General features: G+C 43.0%; 21 protein-coding genes and 2 pseudogenes. 3 read left to right on the top strand and 20 right to left on the bottom strand.

Annotation, left to right across the window (positions count from 1 at the left end; genetic code table 11):
• The 8 genes and pseudogenes from AZ66_RS03245 to AZ66_RS03210 all read right to left on the bottom strand — a co-directional run.
• On the bottom strand, nucleotides 1-627 hold a 627-nt coding region (locus AZ66_RS03245; protein WP_044353565.1), incomplete at its 3' end, for a DUF6518 family protein.
• 259 nt (nucleotides 628-886) lie between these two features.
• Nucleotides 887-1408, bottom strand: a complete 522-nt coding sequence (locus tag AZ66_RS03240; RefSeq protein WP_021258293.1) for an LptM family lipoprotein — start codon at nucleotides 1406-1408, stop codon at nucleotides 887-889.
• A 502-nt stretch (nucleotides 1409-1910) separates the two neighbouring features.
• Nucleotides 1911-2477 (bottom strand): SF0329 family protein, encoded by a 567-nt coding sequence (locus tag AZ66_RS03235; RefSeq protein ID WP_044353564.1) that lies wholly within the window; start codon nucleotides 2475-2477, stop codon nucleotides 1911-1913.
• Between the two features lie 175 nt (nucleotides 2478-2652).
• A complete protein-coding gene (phnX, locus tag AZ66_RS03230; RefSeq protein ID WP_044353563.1) occupies nucleotides 2653-3471 on the bottom strand; it encodes a phosphonoacetaldehyde hydrolase in 819 nt (272 codons plus the stop codon).
• Nucleotides 3464-4564 carry a 2-aminoethylphosphonate--pyruvate transaminase gene (gene phnW, locus AZ66_RS03225; protein WP_044353576.1) on the bottom strand — a complete coding sequence of 367 codons (1101 nt, stop codon included), beginning with the start codon at nucleotides 4562-4564 and terminating at the stop codon, nucleotides 3464-3466. Before phnW ends, phnX begins: the two co-directional genes overlap by 8 nt.
• A 27-nt stretch (nucleotides 4565-4591) precedes the next feature.
• A complete protein-coding gene (locus AZ66_RS03220; protein ID WP_442950268.1) occupies nucleotides 4592-5566 on the bottom strand; it encodes an extracellular solute-binding protein in 975 nt (324 codons plus the stop codon).
• An 84-nt stretch (nucleotides 5567-5650) separates the two neighbouring features.
• Nucleotides 5651-7269 (bottom strand): annotated as a pseudogene (locus tag AZ66_RS03215) (ABC transporter permease subunit).
• Nucleotides 7262-8014 carry an ABC transporter ATP-binding protein gene (locus tag AZ66_RS03210; RefSeq protein WP_044353562.1) on the bottom strand — a complete coding sequence of 251 codons (753 nt, stop codon included), beginning with the start codon at nucleotides 8012-8014 and terminating at the stop codon, nucleotides 7262-7264. Before AZ66_RS03210 ends, AZ66_RS03215 begins: the two are co-directional and overlap by 8 nt.
• Before the next feature lie 226 nt (nucleotides 8015-8240).
• Between AZ66_RS03210 and AZ66_RS03205 the strand changes: the two genes are divergently transcribed.
• A complete protein-coding gene (locus tag AZ66_RS03205; protein ID WP_044353561.1) occupies nucleotides 8241-9002 on the top strand; it encodes a DeoR/GlpR family DNA-binding transcription regulator in 762 nt (253 codons plus the stop codon).
• 125 nt (nucleotides 9003-9127) lie between these two features.
• Here AZ66_RS03205 and AZ66_RS03200 read toward each other — a convergent pair whose 3' ends face one another.
• The 3 genes from AZ66_RS03200 to AZ66_RS31770 are packed head-to-tail and all read right to left on the bottom strand — an operon-like array spanning nucleotide 9128 to nucleotide 10734.
• Nucleotides 9128-9763 (bottom strand): GAP family protein, encoded by a 636-nt coding sequence (locus AZ66_RS03200; RefSeq protein WP_044353574.1) that lies wholly within the window; start codon nucleotides 9761-9763, stop codon nucleotides 9128-9130.
• 17 nt (nucleotides 9764-9780) lie between these two features.
• Nucleotides 9781-10554: a MerR family transcriptional regulator gene (locus AZ66_RS03195; protein ID WP_044353560.1), complete on the bottom strand. Its 774-nt coding sequence runs from the start codon at nucleotides 10552-10554 to the stop codon at nucleotides 9781-9783.
• Nucleotides 10555-10584: 30 nt separating this feature from the next.
• On the bottom strand, nucleotides 10585-10734 hold the full coding sequence (locus tag AZ66_RS31770; RefSeq protein ID WP_021254963.1) for a hypothetical protein: 150 nt from the start codon (nucleotides 10732-10734) through the stop codon (nucleotides 10585-10587).
• Nucleotides 10735-10959: 225 nt separating this feature from the next.
• Here AZ66_RS31770 and AZ66_RS03185 point away from each other — a divergent pair, with 225 nt between their 5' ends.
• Nucleotides 10960-11610, top strand: a complete 651-nt coding sequence (locus tag AZ66_RS03185; protein WP_044353559.1) for a DUF4097 family beta strand repeat-containing protein — start codon at nucleotides 10960-10962, stop codon at nucleotides 11608-11610.
• Nucleotides 11611-11923: 313 nt separating this feature from the next.
• Here AZ66_RS03185 and AZ66_RS03180 read toward each other — a convergent pair whose 3' ends face one another.
• The 9 genes and pseudogenes from AZ66_RS03180 to AZ66_RS03145 form a co-directional block, all read right to left on the bottom strand.
• A complete protein-coding gene (locus AZ66_RS03180; RefSeq protein WP_331436882.1) occupies nucleotides 11924-13240 on the bottom strand; it encodes a DUF4261 domain-containing protein in 1317 nt (438 codons plus the stop codon).
• A gap of 250 nt (nucleotides 13241-13490) precedes the next feature.
• A pseudogene (locus tag AZ66_RS32360) lies at nucleotides 13491-13873 on the bottom strand (transposase); the annotation flags it as partial.
• A 614-nt stretch (nucleotides 13874-14487) separates the two neighbouring features.
• Nucleotides 14488-16704 (bottom strand): DEAD/DEAH box helicase, encoded by a 2217-nt coding sequence (locus AZ66_RS03175; protein WP_197081646.1) that lies wholly within the window; start codon nucleotides 16702-16704, stop codon nucleotides 14488-14490.
• Nucleotides 16701-18536 carry a site-specific DNA-methyltransferase gene (locus AZ66_RS03170; RefSeq protein ID WP_044353558.1) on the bottom strand — a complete coding sequence of 612 codons (1836 nt, stop codon included), beginning with the start codon at nucleotides 18534-18536 and terminating at the stop codon, nucleotides 16701-16703. The genes AZ66_RS03175 and AZ66_RS03170 overlap by 4 nt, the downstream gene beginning before the upstream one ends.
• Nucleotides 18537-18702: 166 nt before the next feature.
• Complete coding sequence (locus AZ66_RS03165) at nucleotides 18703-18942, bottom strand: hypothetical protein (RefSeq protein WP_044353557.1); 240 nt, start codon at nucleotides 18940-18942, stop codon at nucleotides 18703-18705.
• Between the two features lie 273 nt (nucleotides 18943-19215).
• Complete coding sequence (rlmD, locus tag AZ66_RS03160; protein ID WP_044353556.1) at nucleotides 19216-20769, bottom strand: 23S rRNA (uracil(1939)-C(5))-methyltransferase RlmD; 1554 nt, start codon at nucleotides 20767-20769, stop codon at nucleotides 19216-19218.
• Between the two features lie 611 nt (nucleotides 20770-21380).
• Nucleotides 21381-22283 carry a diacylglycerol kinase gene (locus tag AZ66_RS03155; RefSeq protein WP_044353571.1) on the bottom strand — a complete coding sequence of 301 codons (903 nt, stop codon included), beginning with the start codon at nucleotides 22281-22283 and terminating at the stop codon, nucleotides 21381-21383.
• 362 nt (nucleotides 22284-22645) lie between these two features.
• Nucleotides 22646-23749: a sirohydrochlorin chelatase gene (locus AZ66_RS03150; protein WP_044353555.1), complete on the bottom strand. Its 1104-nt coding sequence runs from the start codon at nucleotides 23747-23749 to the stop codon at nucleotides 22646-22648.
• A gap of 4 nt (nucleotides 23750-23753) precedes the next feature.
• A complete protein-coding gene (locus AZ66_RS03145) occupies nucleotides 23754-24044 on the bottom strand; it encodes a YerC/YecD family TrpR-related protein (protein WP_021258326.1) in 291 nt (96 codons plus the stop codon).
• 281 nt (nucleotides 24045-24325) lie between these two features.
• Here AZ66_RS03145 and AZ66_RS03140 point away from each other — a divergent pair, with 281 nt between their 5' ends.
• Nucleotides 24326-24868, top strand: a complete 543-nt coding sequence (locus AZ66_RS03140; RefSeq protein ID WP_052648361.1) for a hypothetical protein — start codon at nucleotides 24326-24328, stop codon at nucleotides 24866-24868.
• Nucleotides 24869-24896: the final 28 nt, after the last annotated feature.

The raw sequence follows: 24896 nt of genomic DNA, 5'->3' as shown, positions 1-24896 counted from the left end.
CATATGAAAAGAAGAGATAAGCCAATCGTTATTAATAGTGACAAAAACAATTGTTTGCCTTTTTTTTGCAATAGAAAGAAACAAAATGATTATCATGATTAAATAAATTCCCTGCATCCATGGAATCAAATAAAAATGTGTATGTACGGGCAAGTACGCATTACGTAAATTATACCCTTCTGTAAGCAACACCGCCGCTGGGAGGGATAACACCGTATTGGAGAATAATCCGTTCCCACCCGAGTACCACATCACATATGCACAAATAGGTGAGATCACCGCGCATATGCTCCAAAAAATAATGACTTTTTGCGGAAAAAAATGCAATATGAACACTGTATATACATAATAAACGGTAAGTAGCGCCACAAAAAATGTAAATACTTTTACAGCCGCTTGCTTAGGCGAATCGCTAAAGACCGATAAAAGAGTTGCTACAAATACCCACACGCCAAGGCGCGATCCAATGTGGTCAAGTATAGGGTTTGCGCCGGGATCATCCACAAGTTTCGCTACTAACCCCGAAACGGCTCCTAAAATAAATGCAAATATGATTGAGAAAGCGATTTTTTTCGTATGTGATTTTATGGGAGTTCTAATCCTAGTTAACTTGTTGGATATTTCCATAATATGATATTACACCTCCCAATTATATTCTTCTGTGAGGGAATCCGTATGCTTAGGATCTTTTCAGATACAGGCAAAAATGAGCTGATCACTGCTCCAAATAGCACACAATCTATTAATAGTAGCGGACATCCGCCTAACTACTTTCAATAACCCACAAAAAACAAAAAAGCAGATGGAGTTAAAATGTGCGTTTATCTCCATCTGCTTTATCATGTTAATAGGGTATTTCAGAACTTACAAGTCAATAGGTCAGGGATTAATTTGCTTCTTTAAAACTGTTGATCAAATTCGTATATTCGTCTTTATATCCATCCCAATTGCTCTTAAGCGTCCAAACCATCAATTGACCATAATGTGTAGGTGTTTCGATAACGGTAATTAAATAAGCAACATTTACATTGTCCGAAGTACCTTCAAGCGTATATTGTAGCGCCTTATAACCATTAATCGTAACTTCTTTTACATCTCCTTGTTTTGGATTGGTTAATGAAGAAACGAATGGTTCGGTAACTAAATCATAATACTTTTGTAGTGAAGAATCTTTAAAATCCTCTTTTGATTCGAGTAGCGCCATGAAATATTTTTCTTTTTGAGGAGTATAGATCTCAAGGTCACTATCTGGATTTAGCTCGCCGTTCGCATCTTTCCAACTACTAGAGGCACTTACTTGATATTTGTTGTCTTTACTCTTAAACACTGTTAAGTCGTCTTTCCCACCACATGCCGCAAGGATAGCAACCATAGAAATAGCTAATACAAATGTTAATATCTTTTTCATTGTTAATTGAGTCTCTCCCTTTTATGTATTATGAAAATTCCTCCAAAAGAAATAATCTCCTACTATGTTACGGCATTTACAACTAAATTACCAGCTTTTCGGATAAACACTTACAAAAGTCGCCAAAAATCCGCATGCGACAGGGGGGACGATTCTTGATTGTCGCGCAAAATATTACGCCTATATATGTTATCTTTTCTCAAACCGATACCTTTGTATTGCTCAGTCAATATAGATTCCAGCTCTAAAATACACAAAAAGCCCAAACGCTAAAGACGTTTGGGCTTCTACATAGCAGGTAAGTGCAGCTCTAAAAAATACTATTTCCTTTCAAGCGACACACAGCACTCCACATGTGTCGATTGTTCAGTGAGAACAACCTGACACGATGTACCCCCATCAAATGAAAAGCCAACCACCTGACACGAATAGGGTCTTCCGTTTCATAATTACAAGAAAACCAATTTGAGAAGAGTCAAGAAACTTCCTGACCTATTTATCGTCACAACGTACTACGTCGTAGTTCATAAAAATACTGCACAATTGGATGCTTTACCTTCATCTTCTCACTCATGTTTAAAATTCGCTTTTTACCAACTCGTCTGTCTACCAAAGCCAGAATATTCAATAAGATATCATCGCTCTCTATGCTTTCCTCTATAGAGGTAGATAAAAAATGATTCGCCACAACGTTAAAATTCGATTTACTTAATGATACCTGTGCCGACAAAAGCTCTTTTGCATATCCAGACATTTTTCTACTTCTAGCAATTACGATTAGACGATCCTCGGGAGCGCCCTTGGTATCCTTTCTGACCGCTTCAATTTCTTCATTGCTGATCGGAATTTGGATATCTGAATCATTCTTAATTTCCTGCTCCGTCTGATACCATTTGATTAAGCTCGTTTTATCACTCATATTGAATACATTCTTTTTATCTACCGAAATATAACAAATACCGGCTTTATCAGGTAAATAACGATAGCTCGTTGCTCGGTATTCAACCCTTCCATGTAACGCAGGACAGAGAAAGCTCTCCAGTTGTTGCTTCAATTTGCTCCAGGACATGTAATCCCCCTATTTTCTACTAGAATTCCTACCCCCATATTATCACATCTTTATTCGATTTTTAGACCGTGTATATTGCAAATGTTAGAACAGGCTGGACAACATAAAGCCGCCTCCCTTATTGGAGAGGCAGCTCGTTCTATTCCAACCCGTACTAATACCATTCATGATTCCTTTATTTCAAACACCCTGGTCTCTTTCCATCCGAGATCAACTGATTGATCGCCTCGATTAATTGCGGAAGCTCACGCATCGTATCAATCGCAAAATCTGCACCATATTGCATAAAGTTATGCTTCGTCTTTGAGATCATCTCGGCTTTGTCTGCCGTGGACAGACTTTCGAATTGCTCTTGGCTGAGTCCCATCTCGGAGCTGCCGACCGCAACACCAACCGACCACACGCCAGCATGGACTCCCTCTGTCACATCCGATGCCGTATCGCCCACTTTGACCACTTTCCAGCATGCGGAGAGCTTAAGCTCCTCCATATTGCGATGGATCATGTAAGGGTACGGTCTGCCATAAGAATCCGTTTCACTAGGTGTGACCAGATGATCGGGACTGTACCCCTTTTCCTTTGTGATAGGTACGATCACATCCATCATCGTGCGGGTATAGCCCGTTGTAGAGCCGAACTTCAATCCTTGCGCTCGCAAGGTTTCGACGGTTTCCACTACACCTGGAATCGGATCTGTGTATTCAGCTAGCGAAGACATTAACGCAGGCTCAAATGCCGCATAGAGCTGCTCCACATCCTGTTCTGTAAATGGCTTGCCATACTGATCTTCCCATAATGCCGAAACTCTGGGCATCGACAGCATCGCCCGGATATGATCGATTTTCAGCATCCCCATAGGTGCTCTAGCCTCATCCATTGTCACCTCGATACCTGCCTGCTTGAAGATATCGATGAATACATTCACAGGTGCAAAACATCCGAAATCGATGGCCGTCCCCGCCCAATCCAATATGATTCCTTCTACTTTATTCATGGTTGCAATGCTCCTTCATATATTGCTCAATAATATGGCATAGTTGATCAATGTCTTCCTCATAGATTTCCCCAATGTTCCCAATACGGAACGTATCCAAATTCGTCAACTTCCCTGGGTAAATAACATATCCTCTTGCTTTCACATATTGATAGAATTCGGCGAATTGAAATTGTTCGTTTGGAAACAAAAAGGTCGTAATAATTGGCGACTGATAGTCCGCTATAATGTAAGCATTCATGCCAACCTTCGCAAGTCTCTCCCTGAGCAGCAGGTTATTGTGCTGATAGCGAGCTTGTCTTCCTGCGACTCCGCCTTCTTCTTGCAGTTCATCCAACGCCTTGGAGAATGCAGCAACTACATGGGTTGGTGAGGTAAAACGCCATTTTCCGTCCTTATCCATACAATCCCACTGATCATACAAATCAAGAGCCAAGCTGCGCGCAATACCTTGACACCATTTCAATTGATCAAGCTTAGCAATAACAAAACCAAACCCAGGAACACCTTGAATGCATTTGTTCGCACTGCTGATTACATAATCAATATGAAGGCCAGCAACATCGATATCAATACCGCCAAAGCTGCTCATCGCATCCACAATGAACGTTTTCCCATAAGCTTTGGCCAGCTTCGAGACCCTATCAATCGGATTCAGTATCCCTGTCGTTGTCTCGCAGTGAACCATTGCGATATGGGTAATCTCTGGATCAGCTTCAAGCATGCCCTTGAGTTCAGCCATATCCGGATACTTATCATAGTCTACCTTATGCTCGACATACGACAGCCCTATCACTTGTGCCATCTGTATCATGCGTTCCCCATAAGCGCCGTTGGAGATAATCAGAACCTTATGTTCTGGAGCAATCACGGATGTCATCACCGATTCTACGGCAAAGGTTCCGCTGCCCTGCATCAATACAACTGTATACTGTTCCGAATCCACTCCTGCAATCGTCAATAACTGAGATCTTATTTTCTGCGTAATCGATTTATAGTCATCATCCCACGTGCAGCGATCTAGCAACATTTCATGCTTAACGGATCGGGTCGTTGTCAACGGCCCTGGGGTCAATAATTTGTAGTCATTCATCATGATCTCACTCCCCGTTGTTATGAATTATTTAGCTTCTTTAAAAAACTGCTGATGTTCCTTCAATAACTCCACGGTTAATGGCTGATCGAACTTCATCGGTTTCGCTGGCTTATTGACCGCATCTGTGGATTCCCCTTTGTACAAGGCAACAGGATAGTTCGTAATCAAATCTTTTCTCGCATCCTTACTAATCGTCTCCGCCATTTTCATTGCAAGATCCGTCACTTCGTTGTTCTTATTGATTACTGCAATGGACTCTGTCAACGAATAATTCCCTTCGATGGGATCAATATAATCAATCGGAGCTCCTTTTTCGTGTGCGCGTACCGCCTGATGACGAAGTCCAAATCCAGCAGCTACTTCTCCCGCTTCCACTTTCTTAATCGGTCCGGAACCGGATTTTTCTATATGCTGGCCTGCATTGGCAATAAGATCATGGAGTACAATCTTCCCTTCCTCTGGTCCATAAGCACTGATGATAGCCTGTATAAGCAGCCAAGCTGTAGAGGAATCTAATACATTTGGAATCGACACCAAATCCTTATATTCAGGCTTCGTCAAATCTTTGATCGATTGGGGAGCCTGCAGCCCTTTTTGCTTCAACACTTCTGTATTCACAAAGATAGAGCCTGTATTTGCTAAAATCGGCGTATAGTAGGACGGATACGAATCCATAGCTTCTGTCTCAAATGCTAAATCTTTATACATCTTGTATTGACTCTGTGAACTGTCTAGGAAATACGAGCTCATAGTTACAAGATCAGCCTCAATCTTATCCCCTTCAGCCATCAGCTTGCCGCCCAATTCTGACGTCCCCATCGATTGGAATTGATACTGCCCTTCATAGCCTGCGGCTTTCAGTGCAGCCTCCATCGCTGCTACTGCTTCTTCATCTGCGTTGGTGTTGATAATCACTTGCTTCGATTCCTTTGCACTGCCAGCACCACAGCCTGCCATTACCACCACCATGCTTATTGCCAGTAATGCTAAGAGAACCATCCTGAACCTTTTTGACATTCCAACCATCGTTATCCCTCACTTTTACTATTATTTAGGCCTATCATAGAAAAGCATTAAGCCTGTTTAACGATGAATCGCAAATCTCTTTTGTCCATAATCACATAGCAGTTTCACAATCAGATTGGTGAAGAAGATCAGCAACGACAATACGAAGATTTCATTGAATTTGGCAAAATGCTGAAGCTCCTTGATTTTACTAGCAACGACAGCGGTTTGGGTGGATACGAGAAATATGATGCCGCTGATCGTAACCATCGCATTGAGAAAATAATATCCCAGCATCTCGATCACCGTCGCAGCCGAATTAGGCAAGACTACCCGATAGACCGTCTTGAACCAGCTATCTCCGAGTAGTTCTCCCGTCGTTTCCCAGGAAGGATTCATCTTGGAGAGCGAATTCTTCGCCATCAAATACGGTGTTGTAAAGAAATGCACGATATTACAGAGCACGATGATCGTCACGGTCCCTTTCAAGCTGCTTCCATTAAACAAGAGCAAGTAAGAGATACCAAGTACCATACCTGGCACCGTATTCGTGATCATGGAAGCCGTATCGGTGAGTGATCTTGCCCTTAATGAAGTCCGTACATTGAGAAGTGCAGCACAATAAGCAACCAATGTACCCAATACAGAAGTTAATACAGCAATCCAAATCGAGTTCCGATATACCTTGGTTAAATCATTGGATTGAAGCACACTTAGGACATGATTAAAGGTAAACGTGAGATCATAAGGATATCGGTTCAACCACGGCGCGATAAACATGATGGCGAATATCGACAGCATCATAAAAACGATGACAGAGGACACGGTCACAAAGCTAATATCGCGCACCCGATGTGTCGGCAGCTCGATTTCTCCAAGTTGATCATAGTGAAAGTTAAGCTTCTCTAGAGACCGTAACAGCCATATTGCGAATATCGCTGGCACAAGCATGAGCACCGCGATGACAGCCCCCTGATTCAGATCAGGAATCGAGCCCAGCATGACTTGATACAACTGGCTAGCCACCACGGAATAGGTTCCTCCCACCGATGCCGGTATCCCAAAGTCCGTGAAGCTTAGGATAAAGGACAGCACAAATGCCCCACCCAATGCCCCTGCCAACGGTCGAAGAATCGTATTCGCAAAGCTTCTTAACGGTCTGTCGCCCATCAGATGAGACACAATAATAACTTTTTATCCATGTATTTAAATGCGTTATGAATCAATAAAAAGGCTGGCGGAAGTGTATAAATGATGTAACCGATCAGCAATCCATTAAAGCCATAGATATCAAACAAATTTCGTCCTACAAGCTTGGTCAGCAATCCCTGATTGCCAAGTGAATACATCATGGCAAATCCATACGTAATTGTCGGAAGCAGCATGGGAAGAATGATTGTCGTCTTCAGCATGCCTTTGAAGATCCGATGAGCACGTGTACAGTGAATCGTATACACCGGGATGAATGCCAATATCGTTGTTAGGATTGCGGTCACCGTTGATACCTTCATACTGTTCCAGGCAGCTATCATCATCTCATCATTCATCCAAATCGAGCTGTAGTTGGAAAATGAAAAGCCTTGCTCTGTTTCGAATGATCGAATAAATAGGACAAGCAGCGGCAAGAACAAAATAACGGTTAACAAAAGGAGTATGGCGATGAGCAGAATCCGCATTTCTGGCTTTACTCTATGCATATCGCTCACCAAACAGATTGAATATATTCTGCCGCTTAATCTGCAACTGCTTGATAATAAACTGTTTTACAAACTCATTGCTCGGCTGCCCGATAATCTCTCTCGGCGTACCATATTGCGAGATTGTGCCTTGATTGATAATCAAAATTTTATCGGAAAGGGTTAATGCTTCCTCAGGATCATGGGTAACAATGATCGTCGTGAGCTTGAACTCCCTGGCAATCGATTGGATCCGTTGTTTGATCGATTCTTTAATGACTCCATCCAACGCGCTGAGCGGTTCGTCTAACAGCAGGATCTTCGGCTTCGTAACCAAAGTTCTAGCTAAAGCCACTCTCTGCTTCTGCCCGCCTGATAATTCACTGATTCGCTTGTTCAGATGCGGCTTCAGTTCCAAAAAATCAATATAGTCTTGAACCTCCCGCTCACTTACGCTTCCTTTCTTATTGCGCAACCCATAGATGATATTCTCGTAAGCATTCAGATTCGGAAATAACGCATAATCCTGAAATACGATATTAAAGCCGCGCTTTTTCATGGATACATGTGTCATGTCCAGGCCGTTATACATAATGCTGCCATGATCCAGCTTCGTTAGGCCAAGAATAATATTAAGCAGTGTCGTTTTCCCGCTCCCGCTAGGGCCGAGAAGCGATACAATCTCGCCAGAACCTATCTCTAAGCTGATATCTTGGAGCACCATTTTGCCGTCAAATTGTTTGCTGATATGTTGCAGCTTAAGCAAACGGCTCACCTCCCTTAGTCACACCCCCATTATATAAATCAATGATCAACTCAAATGCACTTTTATGTAAATGTTGCGTAAATCATGCATATATACTTCATATATTTTGCATATATTGTGCGCCATATTTCATGTTCAGTTGAAATATATAGTCAAATTTAATTGAATGTGAACGGTGCAGTCGTTACACTATAGGTAACAATATCAATCGATAATAGGTGAACTTATGCTGCCACTTGAAAGACAACAGAAGATTATAGAATTGCTTACCATTAAAAAGGTGCTTAAACTACCAGAGCTAGCAACCGAATTAGCGATCTCCGTAGATACACTACGACGAGATCTGAATCTATTGACTAAGCAAGGGAAGATCGAAAAGATATATGGCGGTATTAAAATCGCGGAGTCGAAGTATGGAGAATCCTCCATGAATGAGCGGATGGTTAGCTTATTTGAGGCAAAAGAAAACATCGGTAAAGTATGCAGCGAGATGATCGACGATGGGGATTGCATCTATATTGACAGCGGCTCCACCACCTATCACATAGCCAAGTTTATTAAAGGCAAGAACAATCTCACGGTGGTCACCAACTCCATCCCCGTGATCAATGAGCTCATGAATACCGATGTTGAACTGATTATTATCGGAGGAAAAATCCGCAAAGAAGAACATTCCGTAGTAGCGTACGATTATATTTTTAATTTTCATGAATTAAATATTCGGAAAGCGTTTATCTGCTGCAGCGGCATTACGATGGAACGAGGGATCTCGGATTACAATTTGGAGGAAGCTGTTACACGCAAGAGGATGATCGAACTGTCCAAAGAGGTGTATATCGTGGCAGACAGCACCAAATTCGGAAAAGACGTTAAAATTTCCATTACACCACTAGATAACGTGAACGCCATTATTACCGATGCGAATATCGATCCCAGTTACCCGCCGCAGTTTACGTCAATACGAACGAAGCTAATCATTGCAGATTAAAGTGAACCAACTGGCTTATTTACCATCAGGAGAAGGATGGGTCATGGAAACTGCATGCGTATGTATTGAATCAGGTAATCATAAAAAAGAGGGGCCATCGCCCCTCATACGGTTTATAAAACTCCCTACAGATAATCCAAACTATAAAAAATCATAATCGCCCCCACGATGCACATGACCCATGAAACAGCCGATCCCGAATGCTTCGAAAGCTTGATTTGAAGCCTTTCTAATGGTCTCCTCATCATTCGCCCTAATAATAAATGCAACGTAAACAGGATTAATGGCGGTAAAACCATTATAAAATTATAACCTACCATAATTGGGAGCCACTGAAAAACTGCTAAATTTGAGGTATTCATAAGCCCAATCGCAGCAAAATACGGAAATGCTGCACCTACCTCAATCAAAGATGTCGTGAAACCGAGTGCAATCATAGATGTCTTACTTTTTGACTTCGGCCTTGGCATTTCTGACTTTTTACTCTTTGGGTAGTAGAAGCTGGCTATAAACAGAATTCCCCCAATGATCAGCATAGCCCAACTTACAATCCGATTTTGGAAGATGGAAGAGAAACTAGCCAGAAACACATCCAGACCGAACATGAAAGCAACGCCTACTGAAAAATAAATGACTGCGACCGTCAATAAATAAATCATTAAGCGTGAACCTAATCGCTCCTTTTCAGTCAACAGCAAATATACGGTTACTCCCAATGTTGCAGGGCTAAGCGTGTCTAATAAGGCTAATCCCCCTATCATAGAAAGGAGTTCAAGAGTCACGATTCTCCTCCTTGCTCCATGGCAGAGTTCTGTATGGAAGAAATGTGAATGTCATAGGCTCGCTCCATAAAATCAAGAACTTCCTTGTCTATAGGATATAGTCCGAGACTCTCAGATTGCTCTGGGGATTTCCTCAGGTCCCATAGTTTATTCACAAACTCGTCTTCTCCTTTGAATTCTTCCAGTTGTTTTTCTATCATACGCCGTATTATGTTTTGCACTCGTGATGAAGCAGGATCACCTTTCGTATATCGTTTTATCTGACCTAGCAAAGCAATCCACTCCAAAGAATCAGGATTTTCTCCACTCATTTTTGGGAGCTTTGTCCAAAGCTCTATTTCCTTATCGTTAAACATGTTCTCCTTGATGGTCGGCAATCTTTTTTTATGTTGATTCGATAACTGAATAAGTTTCTGTATCGCAAGCCGTTCATCCCCGTCTTCAACTGCAATCCCAGTTACCAATTCCCGCAGTGACAACTCTATACTCCTTAATCTTTCTTGCTCTTCAAGGATATAGGCTAACTGGTTTTTCAAACTGTTCGTCCAATTCCATTTAGAGTCGTATAACATGCTTTTAATCTCTTGCAACTTGTAACCAATCCCTTTTAGAAATTGGATGTATTGAAGCTTCTTCAGTTCCTCTTCTGAATACAGACGATGTCCCCCTTCTGTTTTGGACGGTGCCGTCAATAATCCAATCTGATCATAGTACCGAAGTGTTCTGACCGTGATATTCGTTTTTTTTGCAACTTCTTTAATATGTATCAATTACAGACACCTCCGACAATTCAGATAAGATCAATTTTCTTGATCTTTATATAAACCATGTTTGATTAAATATCCTAATCCTAGACCGACTAATACGCCTGGAAATGCTTGATCAATCATAAGTCCAATTCCTGCTCCTATAATTACACATGCATAAATAATGATGTCTCCTTGTTTCATATCTACTCTCCCCTTTTATAATAAATCTCCTCTTCCCCTTAGCGGACTTAACAGACATAAATGATGAAGAGCTTACCCATTGGCTTGATTATACAAAATGACGCAACGTCACTTTCAAGTGTTTAATTAGAAAGTTCTTTGATTACACAAGTTAACTTGATGTTGACGCAACGTAATCTTATATAATCAGTTCACAATAATGAAGAACATTGATGGGGTGAGTAAATGAAAAAATATTGCATTTGTTTACTTTTGGTGGGGATGCTTTTTCTCAGTGCATGTAGTTCTTACCAAGAAAATGGTGCACACGCTGTGTCATTAAAGGGGATAGAAAACATCCATATTGACCACGGCAGCACAACATTAATAGTAGAATCAGCAGATATCGAGTCACTTGAAGCAATTAGTAATGGACCTGAAATTGTTATAGATAAGGAAAAAGACAACATCAAAATTCGGCTTAAGAGTGATATTAGAAACATCGTAAATATCGGAAAAATGCCTCAGCTATCCGTTCGTATTCCAAACAATTATGAGAGAAAAGTAACGTTAGACGGTTCTTCCGGTAATGTAAAGATAATCAATCTGAGCACACAGAAACTCGATATCCAAGGAAGTAGTGGAAATGTATCGCTTGACTATGTAAAAATAAATAGTGACATCCATATTTCTGTCAAAAGCGGCAGCATCCTTTTAAATCTGGAAGACAAGGACTCCAACATAAACTGGCTTTTGCAATCTGGTAGTGGCAGACGATCTATGGGTATTCCTTTAAATAATTCTCAACAAAATAACAGAAAGACACAGGGACAGACGGGGGATGGCTCATTTCATGTGAATCTCCAAACAACTTCCGGAAATATAACGGTTAATTAAATTTCTTATTTCCATTATTAATTTGCATAAACCTTGATCATTACCAGCTTCACCCCACCAATAAAAAACGCCTCAGATGTGATCTCTGAAGCGTGATTATTTGCAAAACATATTTTGTCATCTAAAGCTGAATGAGCAAGCCCTCTAAACAAACTTACTCTCATCATTCCATGCATCATTAATAAGTGGAGTAAAATTAGTTCCTTATGAATGGTTCTGTGTATTATCGCAAGGATTTTCTAATAATTGAGCAATGGTGTATGAATTCTCTTTTAACTTTTCTATCTATGCATCGCGGATAGGTAACTGCTGTCTACGACTGCTCTGCGCCTTGACTGCCGGCATAATAAGGTTCTCCCGGATCTATATCGATAACAACCCGGTGCGGTGCGGCCAGCCCGTATTGGTGCTCGCAGCGCCAGCGCATCTCTTCGGTGAAACCAATTGTTTCCCCGTCGACAATAACGTCCCCGCGGTCGAATAAATAATAGGCGATATTAAGCAAATTTCCGGCTACTTCATCAGGCTCCAGATCGTAATAGTGACACTGAACATCCGGAATGCCAAGCGCGGCGAGTCCCAATGAATCCATCAGACCTTCAGGGCGGCCGCTACCTGTGCCTTCAACATTATAAAAACGAATGTTCAGCGCACCATATAACAGTTCTCCTTCTTCAATCGCCGCCAGATAAGCGCTAGGTTCAACGAGCTTGTCGCTTTCCCGGAAATAGATGGCGTCGCAAGGCGCCGTTTCCATCACTGCCCGCAGCGAGCCGGTGAAGAGCTGCAGCCGCGATTGGGGATCGAGTCCCGATGCCATCATGTCAATCAACAGCAGTGAGTGCTCGCAATCACTCACGACTTCAGCAGCTTCCCGCCAATGCCAGGACTGCTGTATGGCCGACTCGTAGTCCGTAACCGGGCGGCTTTCTGTATCCATCAGGCTGGTTTGCGCCGGCATTTCGCCTTGAGAATATTCAACCATATAATTCAGATGGAAAAAATGCAGCAAATTCTGATCTTCCTGACTGTTCGCTTCCCACACAGCAAGTCCCGCGGCATCCGGATGATGTTCTCCGCGATCAACCTTACCCGTATAAAGTTCCATCTTCTCGTAAAGCATGTTTCGGTCCAGCATCGGCGGCTGCTTGTATTTTAACTCCACAGCGTACACCTGGGTAAAACCAAAGTCCTTTTCCTGTTCAAGCATCTCATTCGCCTCAATATCATTCTTCACCGAAGCAATTGCGTTTGGCTCCATCTCTTGATGGTCTGTTAGGCCAACCTCATGACGGCTCCATGTCAATAACGTCGAAGTATCTTCATCTTCGGGATCAAGTTTATTCGCAATTTCGAATGCCGCTACTGCGTCCTCATATTGCGATAGGTAGTAGTAGGCATACCCTACACGAAAATGCCAAAGAAAGTCATTCTTGCCTTGCGTTTTGATCGTCGAAAGTTGCTGTAATGCTTCATCGTAACGTTTTAGATTGTTTAATGCTCTCGCCAAATAGCCAACTATATCATAGTCTCTGTCCTGTTCGGGAATTTCCGAAATCTTGCCTACTATTTTTTCAAATTCATCCTCTTCATGCCAGAGGTTTAGCTGTTCCAACAAGTCCTTTTCCATCACATTACCTCCTTAGTTTCTAAAAGCCTCTTAGATGTTTTTCTAGTTTTATTTCGGAAAACCTCCTTACTCGCTAATAGGAAACCAACAATAACCGACATTTAACTTTCAAGATAGTTTTTCGAAACATTTCCCCCTCTTTTGGTGAGTGAAGCGCATAGCTCAACGATAATGGGGAGATAAATTTAGGTTCTCTTCATTTCCGTGAACGTCAAAAATAAAAAGGAGCTGTCCCATAAGTAAGTTTTTACTACTTGTGAGGGATCGCTAGATTCGAAAAGGTCGAGTTAGGGGTTATATTTCTACCCGAACTCGACCTTTTTTTCTTCCTTGTTGTCCACTTCAGCAAATTATGGATAAGGGAAAGCCACCCAACCTCAAGGCTTACTTTCGACAGACCTCGAAGCAGGAAACGTCTAAATCCTCTGTTATTTTTCAGTTGCAAAATACACTCTCTGGCTCGATCATTCGTTGAACCGACAGCGCGTATCCTTCTTCGCTTCACAGCTTTCCCTGTACGCAGTGCTTGTAACGAAGATACTGCATGCTTACTCGAATTTCACGATTCCCGGTTGCCTTCGTACAGGATGCTTTGAGTGGGTAACTCACGCAGTCCTGACTCCGGTAGTTCTGCGCTCCTTTACCAACTACAACATAGAGGTCGTTCCTCTCAAAATAATTGATACCCAATAAATCGGAAGCACGACATAAATAGACAATTTTTAAGCACATTCTATCAAAAAATAGGTGCACTGAGAATCCACAAAAAATAACGAACGAATGCGACTGATACAACAAAAAGACGACCCGCCAATCCGAGTCGCCATCATACCAGCTGAATGCTAGTTTAAAAAGTTATAATATAAGCCGACAACTCCGCTAAAATATACCCCTTAATTAAAGCACAGCTCAAAGGAAAGGACATCGTATGGAATGTGCTAGCTCCATGAAAATGCGATAAACTGCCGCAAATACAACAAATTTTCTATTGCACAATGCCACCCGAGATAAAATACACGAACGTAGATAACGTAACTCAAGTTTTTGCAACAAAATTGCAAAGAGTCAGTACTGCTCAACATTTATAGCTGTGCTTTCACTAAGCGTAAATAGAGAAGCCAAGATTCAGCGATATCGAACACTAGTTCTCATTCCAATTAAATGTAGATATATGTAAGTTTCGTGTATGTTTCACTAGTGAGTCTCACTTGTATAAACATAGGCAAACTTACTATTACTTCACTGAACTATAAAACCTCTTTTAGAGCTCTCCAGTGTTCACTCTGCATACTTTCCGTATAGACAGTATTATTGATTCTAAGGATCTCATTTTTATCTCGAACAAACCCCCATTTAATCTTTTTAACCCTAGCGTATTCTTTGAAAGCCTCAAACTTGTTGGCGGCTTGGCGATCAATATTGTTACTCTGATTGCCCGTTTCGCCACCCTTGGTTTCTATAATCCAAACTTCTCCCGTTTTCTTTTTCACGATATAGTCCGGATAAAATAACCATTGTTTACCTACAGCGTCTAAGTACACAATGGAGAAATACTGTTGTCCTGTATCTCCATTTTTATAGACCCAATCTATATCGTCCTTCACTTCACAATACCGCTCAAACAACCTTTCTGATTTTGAACGAATACCATCTACGATCATAGCCGAAGAATACAATTTATAAGCATTTGTGGTGATTTCCTCAACATCTGTTTCTGTCGAGTCATATCGATATAGCTCTTGCTCTGGTATAGAGAAGGTTGCAGTCTTAACGGAAATGTTCATGGAGGTCTGTATGGCTAGCTGAGCAGTTGCCTCCCTAAACTCTTCCTTGAGTTTTTGCACATTGTTTATTACGAATGCATAATACTCTTTTGAGTCAAGTGACAACAACTTATTCTTGCTGCTGTTATTATTCCGAAATAACCGTTCCAGAACAACCTTCGTTTTTTGAGCAGCCATGCCAATTGCCGACTTAATTTCGTCTACCGAATGCAATAGTTCAATACCGTTCTTATGTGTGTTTACAATGCGGGAAGTTGTAGTGTAAGTTCCTACACTCTCATTGAGAATCGACTCATTCGTAACAAACTTGCCTTGTCTAACTCTCCTAATAATTGCATCGCCAAACTTATAACCTACGTTCTCAAGACGAAGTTGATTGTCTTTTTTATTGTTGGACAATCCGTATTTCTTCACAAGATACTTATGGATTTCTTGAAAAGTTTCCCTTTCACCTAGACCATCAAAGTCTTTATCACGATATTGCTTTTCCAATGTAAAGTCAAAACACTTCTCCTTGAGAAATACTCGTTTAGTCTCAAAGGCTTGATTCATGGCTTCCTTGATACTTTCTTTGTACTTCTCATCAAAGGTGTACAGGTAGCAAAAATCGAGAACATCAATTTCATAATGAGTTGCCTCAGGCATACGCCTCAATCTTCCAATGGTCTGTATTTCGAAATCCTCATTCATATTCTCACGAAGTTTAACAAGTATCTTAGCTCTTGGGCAGTCCCATCCGGTTGCAATCGCCTGTTTCATCAAGAGAAAAACAGGTGTTGCCGATCTTTCTTCAATTCCTTCAATGTTTATCTTTTCGTTATTACCGTTCATCCATTTCGCAACCATCTTATTATTGTAAGTGTAGCCCATTTCAGAGAGTTTTTTCTCAACTGCTTCCACAAGTGAAGAAGAGGAGTTTGGAAATTGGATGATTACTAGCGGTCGAATCCTTTTCGACAAATTATCATATGCTTCTGCGATTTCCTTGCGCTTTGCATCTGCAAGATCAATTAAGTAGCCGTGTTCATTATCAAACACACCGTTGTATTCGACATTCTCGTTGATGTAGAGAGCCTTTGTAATTAGCCCTGATCCAATCACATCTAGCTCGTCAATTTCATAGAACTCGATGAGTTTATTTTCCCTAGCTGTAGCTGAAACTCGAATAATGTTTCTAGCTGAGAAACTATCAATTATAGAGTTTGCCTTCTTTGTATCATTAGAATGTTCTTCGTCAATTAGTACAATAAACTCAATACCTTTTCGGTGGGCGTCAGCAATGCGGTCAAATAGGTTTTTCTTCTCACTATCGCTGATAGCCTTATTACCTTTTTTGGTTACTAGCTCCCAATTGATAAAGGTGGTCGATCCTGCTTCGAAACCAGTCAATAGTGCATCGAACATATTCTTCGTTGTTTTGCTCGGAAGAAATTTCATCATCTTCTTACGACTTTGTTCCTCTAGATCGCCTTTACCTGGGCAAAGCCAAACAAAAGCAGTATTCGAATTAACCGTATTTAGATATTTGTCAATGAAGTCAATAAGAATCACAGTTTTCCCTGCACCAGTGGGTGCTTTTACAGTAATAATCTGTTTGCTGTTATTACTGGATACTTTGTCTACAAGAAACAAAGAACACTGTTCTTGAAAATCAAATAGTCCATCTGGAAGCATAATCATCTTTCGCCCACCTCCAACAACTCTGATTCAAAGTAATAGTCGGGGATTGTATATGTGTTGATGCCACTATCAGTTAACTTCCGAGTCTGCTCACTGGTCAGGAGGACAGCAGAGGAAAGAAAAAGTCCTTTACATTTTTTAAGCTTATTATTATCTGAAATAAATGCATCAGCTTCATCATCCGACATGAGTAGAATGTAGTTCGAATCATCTAGGCTAACTGCATATTCAAGTTGAACCATCTCAGCGATGTGTTTCAGAAGCTCATCATTTACACTATAATCCAGATCATTGGAATACTTCTCAATGAAGCCAGTCTTATAGTATTTAAGATTGGCAGGGTTTGATTCAAATACCTTCCCTGAATCTGTGGTATATCCATAAATAACGTTCGATAATCTCTTATAAGTGACTTTCTCACAGATATATCCTTCGTTATTCGTGCAAAGAATAAATTTACGGGTACCATCGTCTTCGGCATTTTGAGAAATTACAGCATGACCTGTCGTGCCGGAACCAGCAAAAAAGTCTAATACAGTAATGTCTTTTGATGGGTACAAACTGATAACACGTTTCACAAGCTCTACTGGCTTTTTACCATTGTTAAACCCAATATTCCCCTCTTTAGTCAGATTCTTCATTTGACCAGTATAGTCCCAATATGTCCCTTGCAAATCTTTTTTGTATAAAACGCCATCAATCTCTTCGCTTGTATCCTTTAACCAAACAAATAGTCGGCATTTATCACCTTTGTAAAATTGCTCATACACTTTCCCTTTGTTCCTACCTGTTTTGGGAACATATTCTATAGACAATAGATCTTCAGATATACCTTGTTCCGAACGATAGCTCATAACTCTCGTTCTTATTGAAGATTGTGCGTTTGTAGTTTGAAAAATTTTGGTTCCATATTTTTTGTAAGCCTCTTGTTCAGAGATCCCCTCGTCTTTTGCTACTTGCTTAATTGATTTAATAATAGGATTTTTTCTAAGGTATACTTTAATATCATTACCATCTCCATCGACAGTAGAGCCTATATATTCCTTGTCTCCCTCGTAGAGTAGAACTGATGTATACTTCCAACTTACACCTTCTTCGATATAAGTTTTTATCAATTCCGACATTTCCGTATATACATATGCCCCATTAAAAATAGGGAGTGCAGGGTAGTTCTTTGCATATATAAGGATGTATTCGCAGTTCTTCTTAAAACGTTTATCCTCTCCGCCTCCAGATGCACCAGCGATATTCTTCATATTTACACTTATAATATTAAGGAAATTGTTCTCCCCAAAGACGTCATCACAAAGAAGCTTCAATTGTGCTAATTCAATATCGCTGATTTGAATGAACAATGCTCCTTCTTCTGTAAGCAGGTCACGAGCTAACCTTAGACGCTCGTCCATAAAACTTAACCATTTGGAATGCCTAAATCCGTCATCCTCATCAACGTAGTCGTCATCATACATAAAGTCCTCATTGCCAGTATTGTATGGAGGGTCAATATATATTAAGTCGATCTTCCCTTTATGAGTCTTTGCTAACAACTTCAAGCTATGCAAGTTGTCGCCTTCAAGTAAAAAGTTATATGGTAAATGTTTATCCGACAGTATCTCTCTGTCAACAACTTCGGAAAACACTGGTACCTTCGTTAGCATCTCAATGTCAACTCGTTCTTCATGCTCTTCCCAAACAAGACCGAACTTCTTATTAAAAAGCTCCGTCTCGATCTCGTTTATAGCAATTAGTGAAGCATCATCGTTGTGCTCTTCTCTGATTTTATTAAGAAATTCAAGCATGCGCTGTCTTTTAATTTGCGACAAATTCGGCATATAAATTACTCCCCTCAATCAACGTTGCACCAAACTTAATAATAACATATAATCACGTATCAAGTATGACCAAAGTACCATAACAAGAAACAGCTCAAGCTTCACATGAGCTTGAGCTTGTCAGTTTATTAAACAGAAAAAGTGGCATTAGTATGAATCAGAAGTATCACTCTAACAACTCACGTATCTTTTCTGTAAGCACTGCTTTTCTTGCCTCATAAAATATTTCAAAGTCTTCTATCTCAAGTGAAACACTCTGCGGAAACATTGCCTGATTACAAAATTCCGCCCTTTGCATATCGTTCAAATCATTGTAATAATCAACGAGGCGCATATCATTTTTGCTACCATTGCTTCTGCCTTCAAGTGGATGTAAATAGGTAATCGATTGCGCATTCCACGCCACCTTTTCCAATCCTCTACAGAAACGGATACTGGCTTACTTTCGCTAAACCTGCTATCAGGGTGAAGATGGTCTTGTTCATACTTAAAGCTCTTATTAGTCCAATCAAGATTCAATCATAATCGACCACAAAGAAAGCTAAAGAAGCTGCCGCCAGTAGAGTACCGACGACAGCTTGCTGTATAGGTGTTTTTTCTATGTCCACTAAATGGGGTCTTGACCAAACACCGTTTAGGCTCTAACAGTCTTAATATAATAGGTAAATGCGGCTCTTAACTAAAGCTTCCTTATGAGCGACACACAGCACTCCACATGTGTCGTCTGCGGGAACATGTCCACCGGCTGCACCTCAACGATGCGGTAGCCACCGCCCGCCAATACTTGTAAATCGCGAGCCAGCGTCGACGGATTGCAGGACACATACACGATGCGCTCTGGATGCATGGCCAGCATCGTGTCGAGCAGCGCAGGGTCACAGCCCTTGCGCGGAGGGTCGACGACGATGACGTCTGGCGTGACACCCTGCTCCTTCCAGCGAGGAATAACGTCTTCTGCTGCGCCAACGGCGAATTCTGCATTTGTCACGCCGTTCAGCTCGGCATTGCGACGTGCGTCTGCGATCGCTTCCTCGACGATCTCGACGCCGAGTACCCGCTTCGCGCGCTGTGCCAGGAACAACGAGATTGTCCCGATGCCACAATAAGCATCAATGACGGTCTCTTCCCCTGTCAGGCCAGCATATTCAACAGCCTTTTCATACAGCACTTCCGTCTGCACCGGATTCACTTGGTAGAAGGAACGTGCCGATATTTTAAATGCAATGTCGCCAATATAATCCGTAATATATTCTGAACCCCACAATACGCGGGTCTTATCTCCCATAATAACGTTCGTGCGCTTCGTATTAATGCTCTGGCAGACGCTCTTCAACTGTGGCAAAGCCTCAGCAAGCTCCGCTGCGATCTTCTCCTGATGCGGCAGCTTGTCCCCGTTCGTCACGAAAGTGATCATCAACTCATTCGCGCGGAAGCCGACACGCATCATCACATGGCGTAGTAAGCCTGTATGCTGCTCCTCATTATACGGTTCAATGCCGTATTTCCGTACAACTTGCTTCACCGCACGCATCGCGTCGTCGTTCATTTCATGTTGGATCAGGCTCATATCCGTATCGATAATCCGATGACTCGCCTTCGCGAAGTAACCGCCGATTAACTCGCCTGTCCGCTCATTTTTGCCGATCGGCATTTGGCTCTTGTTCCGATAGCGCCATGGCTGCTCCATTCCGATCGTTGACCATACCTTGATTGGTTGCTCCTGCGCAGCATTTTCAGTTGCAGTTGCTTCACCATCCGCTTGCTGCTCCACTCGGAACTTCCCGATGCGCTCAAGTACGTCAACGACATGCTGCCGCTTCCATACCAGCTGCTCACTGTACGCCATATGCTGCAGTTGGCAGCCGCCGTACGCATTCGCAGGATGCTCCAGCTCCACGCGATGGGGGCTGTCTACAAGGCGCTCCAGCACCTTCGCATATCCGTACTGTTTCTTCACCTTCAGCACAAGCGCACGCACTTGCTCACCCGGCAATGCCCCTTGTACGAACAGCGTGAAGCCGTCTGCACGACCGACTCCCTCTCCATCATGCGTCAAGCCGATAATATCCAGTACAACCTCATCATTCTTCTGAACCGGAGCATTATGCACGCGTGCATGTGCCGCGCGTCCACTTACTGCTTCCTGTGAACGCGTCGCAGATGCAGACTGTCCTCCATTTCGACGTCCCGGCCGATTGCTTTGCTTGTTCCTTTCACCCTGATGCCCTCCTATTATGTGATAACGAATCCATCTATTTTTGAATGCCTTCGCATTGCTTGTCTACCCTCATGTTCATGCTCTCTCTTCTGTCGGAAGTTCACAGATGCAAATACACAATATTTTCTCAATGATCGAAAGCTGCTCGATAATATACAAATAACTACGTTCGACTCTGCATTCATACGCAGCCTCGAAAACGCCATCCTTATTGTTTCCAGCTGTTCCGCATGTTGAGTATGGCATCATCATACCATAATCGCCCCGCCAACAAGAAGACCTGGCGTCTTCACTAACCCTAGCTACCTTTTCCTAACGAAGAAGAGACCCGTATCCGTTCAAGCCGCATCTCAGCACTCCGCACTCAGCATTCAGCTATTAGCATTTAGTTTTCTGTTTTCTGTTTTCTGTTTTCTGTTTTCTGTTTTCTGTTTTCTGTTTTCTGTTTTCTGTTTTCTACATCCATTTATCGCTATTCCCCTCACCACGGCAACAACAATAAAACGGCTTGACCCGTGCCCTCTACGGCAGCAAGTCAAGCCAAACGTCCACCATCTGATCGTGGAACGATATCATTCTATTCTCCATTGCCATAACAGTTCGGTACATATGCACATCTACCCAGCTTACAAAGCCTCTGGATCATCTGCGAAAATGCTCAAATGAGAAGGCAACACCTTGAACGTCGCTGGCAATAGACCACCAAACTCTCCGTCCAGATTGAGCTGTACCGCATCCGGTGATGTAACCGTGACGCGATTCGTCTGCTTGTGAATGACGAGCGGATCATTAATATGCTCACCCCGAAGAGCCATACTAGCTACCCGAACGAACTCCACAAGATTGCAGCGCTTCAGCATAATGACATCGAACAAGCCATCATCAATTCTCGCCTCTGGAGCCAGCTTTTCAAATCCGCCTACTGAGTTCGTATTCGTAATCAAGAACAGCATGAATTCCTCGTGATATACGCCGTGGCCTTCAAGCTCAATACGCAGCTCCGTCGGGCGCAGACGAGTCATCTTCTCCAGACCCTTCATATAATACGCGAGCTGTCCGATAATCGTCTTCAGCTTGCTTGGCACCTCATACGTCAATTCCGTCAATGAACCGCCGCCTGCAATATTAATGAAGTACTTCTCGTTCGACTGCCCAAGGTCAATCACCCGAGTTGTCTGACGCGTAATAATCGAGCAGGCATCCTCCCAATTGCGAGGAATACCCAACGCCCGTGCGAAGTCATTCGTCGTCCCAAGCGGAATAATGCCAAGCGGAGGCCGTTCCGGCTTGTCCGCCATCCCATTAATAACCTCGTTGAGCGTACCATCGCCACCAGCTGCGATAATCATATCATAGCCGTTATCAATTGCTTCTGCCGCACTAGACGTTGCATCTCCTTCGCCTTCCGTCGCATGCGTCGTCGTCTCGATGCCGGCAGCATCCAGCATATGCAATATATCCGCCAGCCGCTTCCTGCCTTCCTCCCGGCCAGATGTCGGATTATAAATAAGTCTAGCTCTCTTTACCATGAATGTTTCACCCATTTACAATCTATTCACGTTCAACCGATTTCACAACCTTCTTCGCGAAGGCTCAGCCGCCAGCAACATATCATCCGGTTCTAATCATTTTGCTGCGAACAGCACAGCAACGTCTTATGAACCATACTACCATAGTCAGCTTCTTCATATCCACACCATGCCGTTCAGCCTCAATCGATCAACGCAACAGCACTGCTAAAAGGAATAAGAAAACACATCATATATCCTTTTTCTAATCATCATAGCACAACCACACGTCATATGTTCAACCGAAACAACAAGCCATCATAAGAAAGCCAAAATTAGTTATCCTGAGAACAATCCCAATCCAATCCAACATCAACCATCAACTACTGAGACCCATCAGGATTCATCATAGCCAATAAACGAACCGCTTCCTGCTGCAGCCATCTATTCAAGGCGGAGTGCGGCAGCAGAGCTTCGCCATCATACATGGCAGACACATCACCAAGCCGCTGCGGAATCACATGAGAAGTGAAATAACCTCGACTGAGGAACACAGGAACGACGGCAACACGACGTTCAACAATCTGTTCTCCGCACGAGCGGCCTCCACCATCATGACCATCGAAGACGTCCATACCGCCGAACGAGTCTAGAGGAACAGTCAATTGTTCCGCCCTGCCGCTCCAGACGATTTCATCTTGACCGAGCGTCAATACGCTCTGTAAACGGCGCACCGCCTCCGTAATATCTTCACAACAGAGCAAGGCATGTGAGGCTCCTGCACACGCGCCATGCAGCACAAGCTTCCGCTCCAGTCGCCGCAAGCTGGCATGCCAGCGCGAAGCAAATGGCTCGTATCGACTTCCATGCGCAACGAGCAGCACTGCATCCGAGTCTGGTCGCACCCCGAGTCCACGCAGGCGCTCCTCCACCATTTGAAGGAGAACATCCTTCTGACTGTCCACATCCGCAATCGAATAGCTTCGATCAGACTGTGCCGACAATCCCAAGTAAGAGCTACTTTCACTCCCATCTCCACTTTGCTCAACATGAGCAGAAGAGGAAGATACGACAGCGCGCCCGTTCTCTTCAATTCCTTCTCCTAGCATAGATGACGCACATGCTTGCAATGGAACAACATTCCCTCCGTCTAGCGGACGGCCATAATAGACGCGAGCTTGCACTCGGAATGGCTCCAAGTCTGTCTCACACAGCGGAGCAGGCTTAGCGCCCAGCGCATATGCTATCTCATCGGCATGCGTACTACCCGCAGACACGAACAAGGGGATGACCCCAATATGGTTCACCCCTTGTGCTTCCAATGTATTAATGCCGTATTGTATATCTTGTTCCGGTACACATTCCAAGTAAGAGGAGACGACAGCAACCCCTTCAGGCCAATCCGTCTGTGCGATGGCTTCCTCTACCAGTGTAACCCAGGATTCATCTCTTGAACCGTGGCTGATGATAAGCAGTCCCGGCTTCATCTGATTATTTACCTAAGCGTTCTAATGCCATTTTGTAACCATCATTGCCATAGTTCAAACAACGCTTCACACGCGAAATCGTGGCTGTACTTGCTCCGGTCTCCGCTTCAATCTGATTGTACGTACAGCCCTTGCCCAACATACGAGCAACCTCCAACCGCTGGGATAAGGATTGAATCTCATTTACCGTGCACAGATCATCAAAGAAAATATAACACTCTTCCAGTGATTTCAGCGTCATAACCGCCTCAAACAGCTGGTCGACTGACTTATCGTTCAATTTTTTCAATTGCAACCTTATCCACCCCTACATCAATGCTTGTTACCCTCATTGTACTTCCTTTGACCTACCTTTTCAAGCATTACAGTTGTCATGCGTTAGTGAATTACTGTAAAAAATAGAGCGCTTCCATAGAAGATTGGGCGTCCGTCTACGGGCGATCGTCCAATCGAGTTGTTCGCCTATCACATACAGTATATTATCCCATACCAATACAGAAAGCACTAGAGAATGTTAATTGGAGTACGTTAAGACTATGCAAACCTGCCATACTTATACAAAAAGGTCGTGATGAGATGAACAACCCTCGCCAATATGAGAGGGCTCCTTTACCGTCGCAGCTGATGAACGTCCCCAGTCTTCCTAAGCAAAAGGAAAACAAAGCGCAGATCCGCAGCTTCAGCCCTGAACCTGCACCCTTCTTGCCGTCATTCACTCCACCATCACCGTTAGAGACAACAACAGCCATCGTTCCATTCAGTCAAGCAGCCGAATCGCCAATTGCCACGATTGTTGAGGAGACCACTGCCAAGAAAAGCGGCTTCTCGATCGGTGACATCAAGCAAGTCATTGATCGCATGGGCGGAATTGAAGGCATCGTCGAGACGATGGGCAAGGTGCAGAAAGTAATGAACAGCGTATCTCAGATTGCTCCCGTCGCCAAGCTGCTCATGGGCACACTCCTTCCAGGCAAAAAGAAAGACGGAGAAGACGGTGACGAAGATGATCATTGGACGAAGAATCCGCGCAGGCGCCGCCGCAAGCGTACAACAGGCAAAGGGAAATCGCCGATTCCAAGTAAGCAGCGCCGTCGCACCTCCAAGACGCGTCGCCGGTAATTGCACACAGCAAAAGAGCCGACTCCTC

It is taken from the genome of Paenibacillus sp. E194, from assembly GCF_000935845.1.
GTDB classification, from domain to species: Bacteria; Bacillota; Bacilli; order Paenibacillales; family Paenibacillaceae; genus Paenibacillus_B; species Paenibacillus_B alvei_B.
Note: the sequence above shows the minus strand (reverse complement) of the source record. Positions and strands in the feature narration are given on the sequence as shown.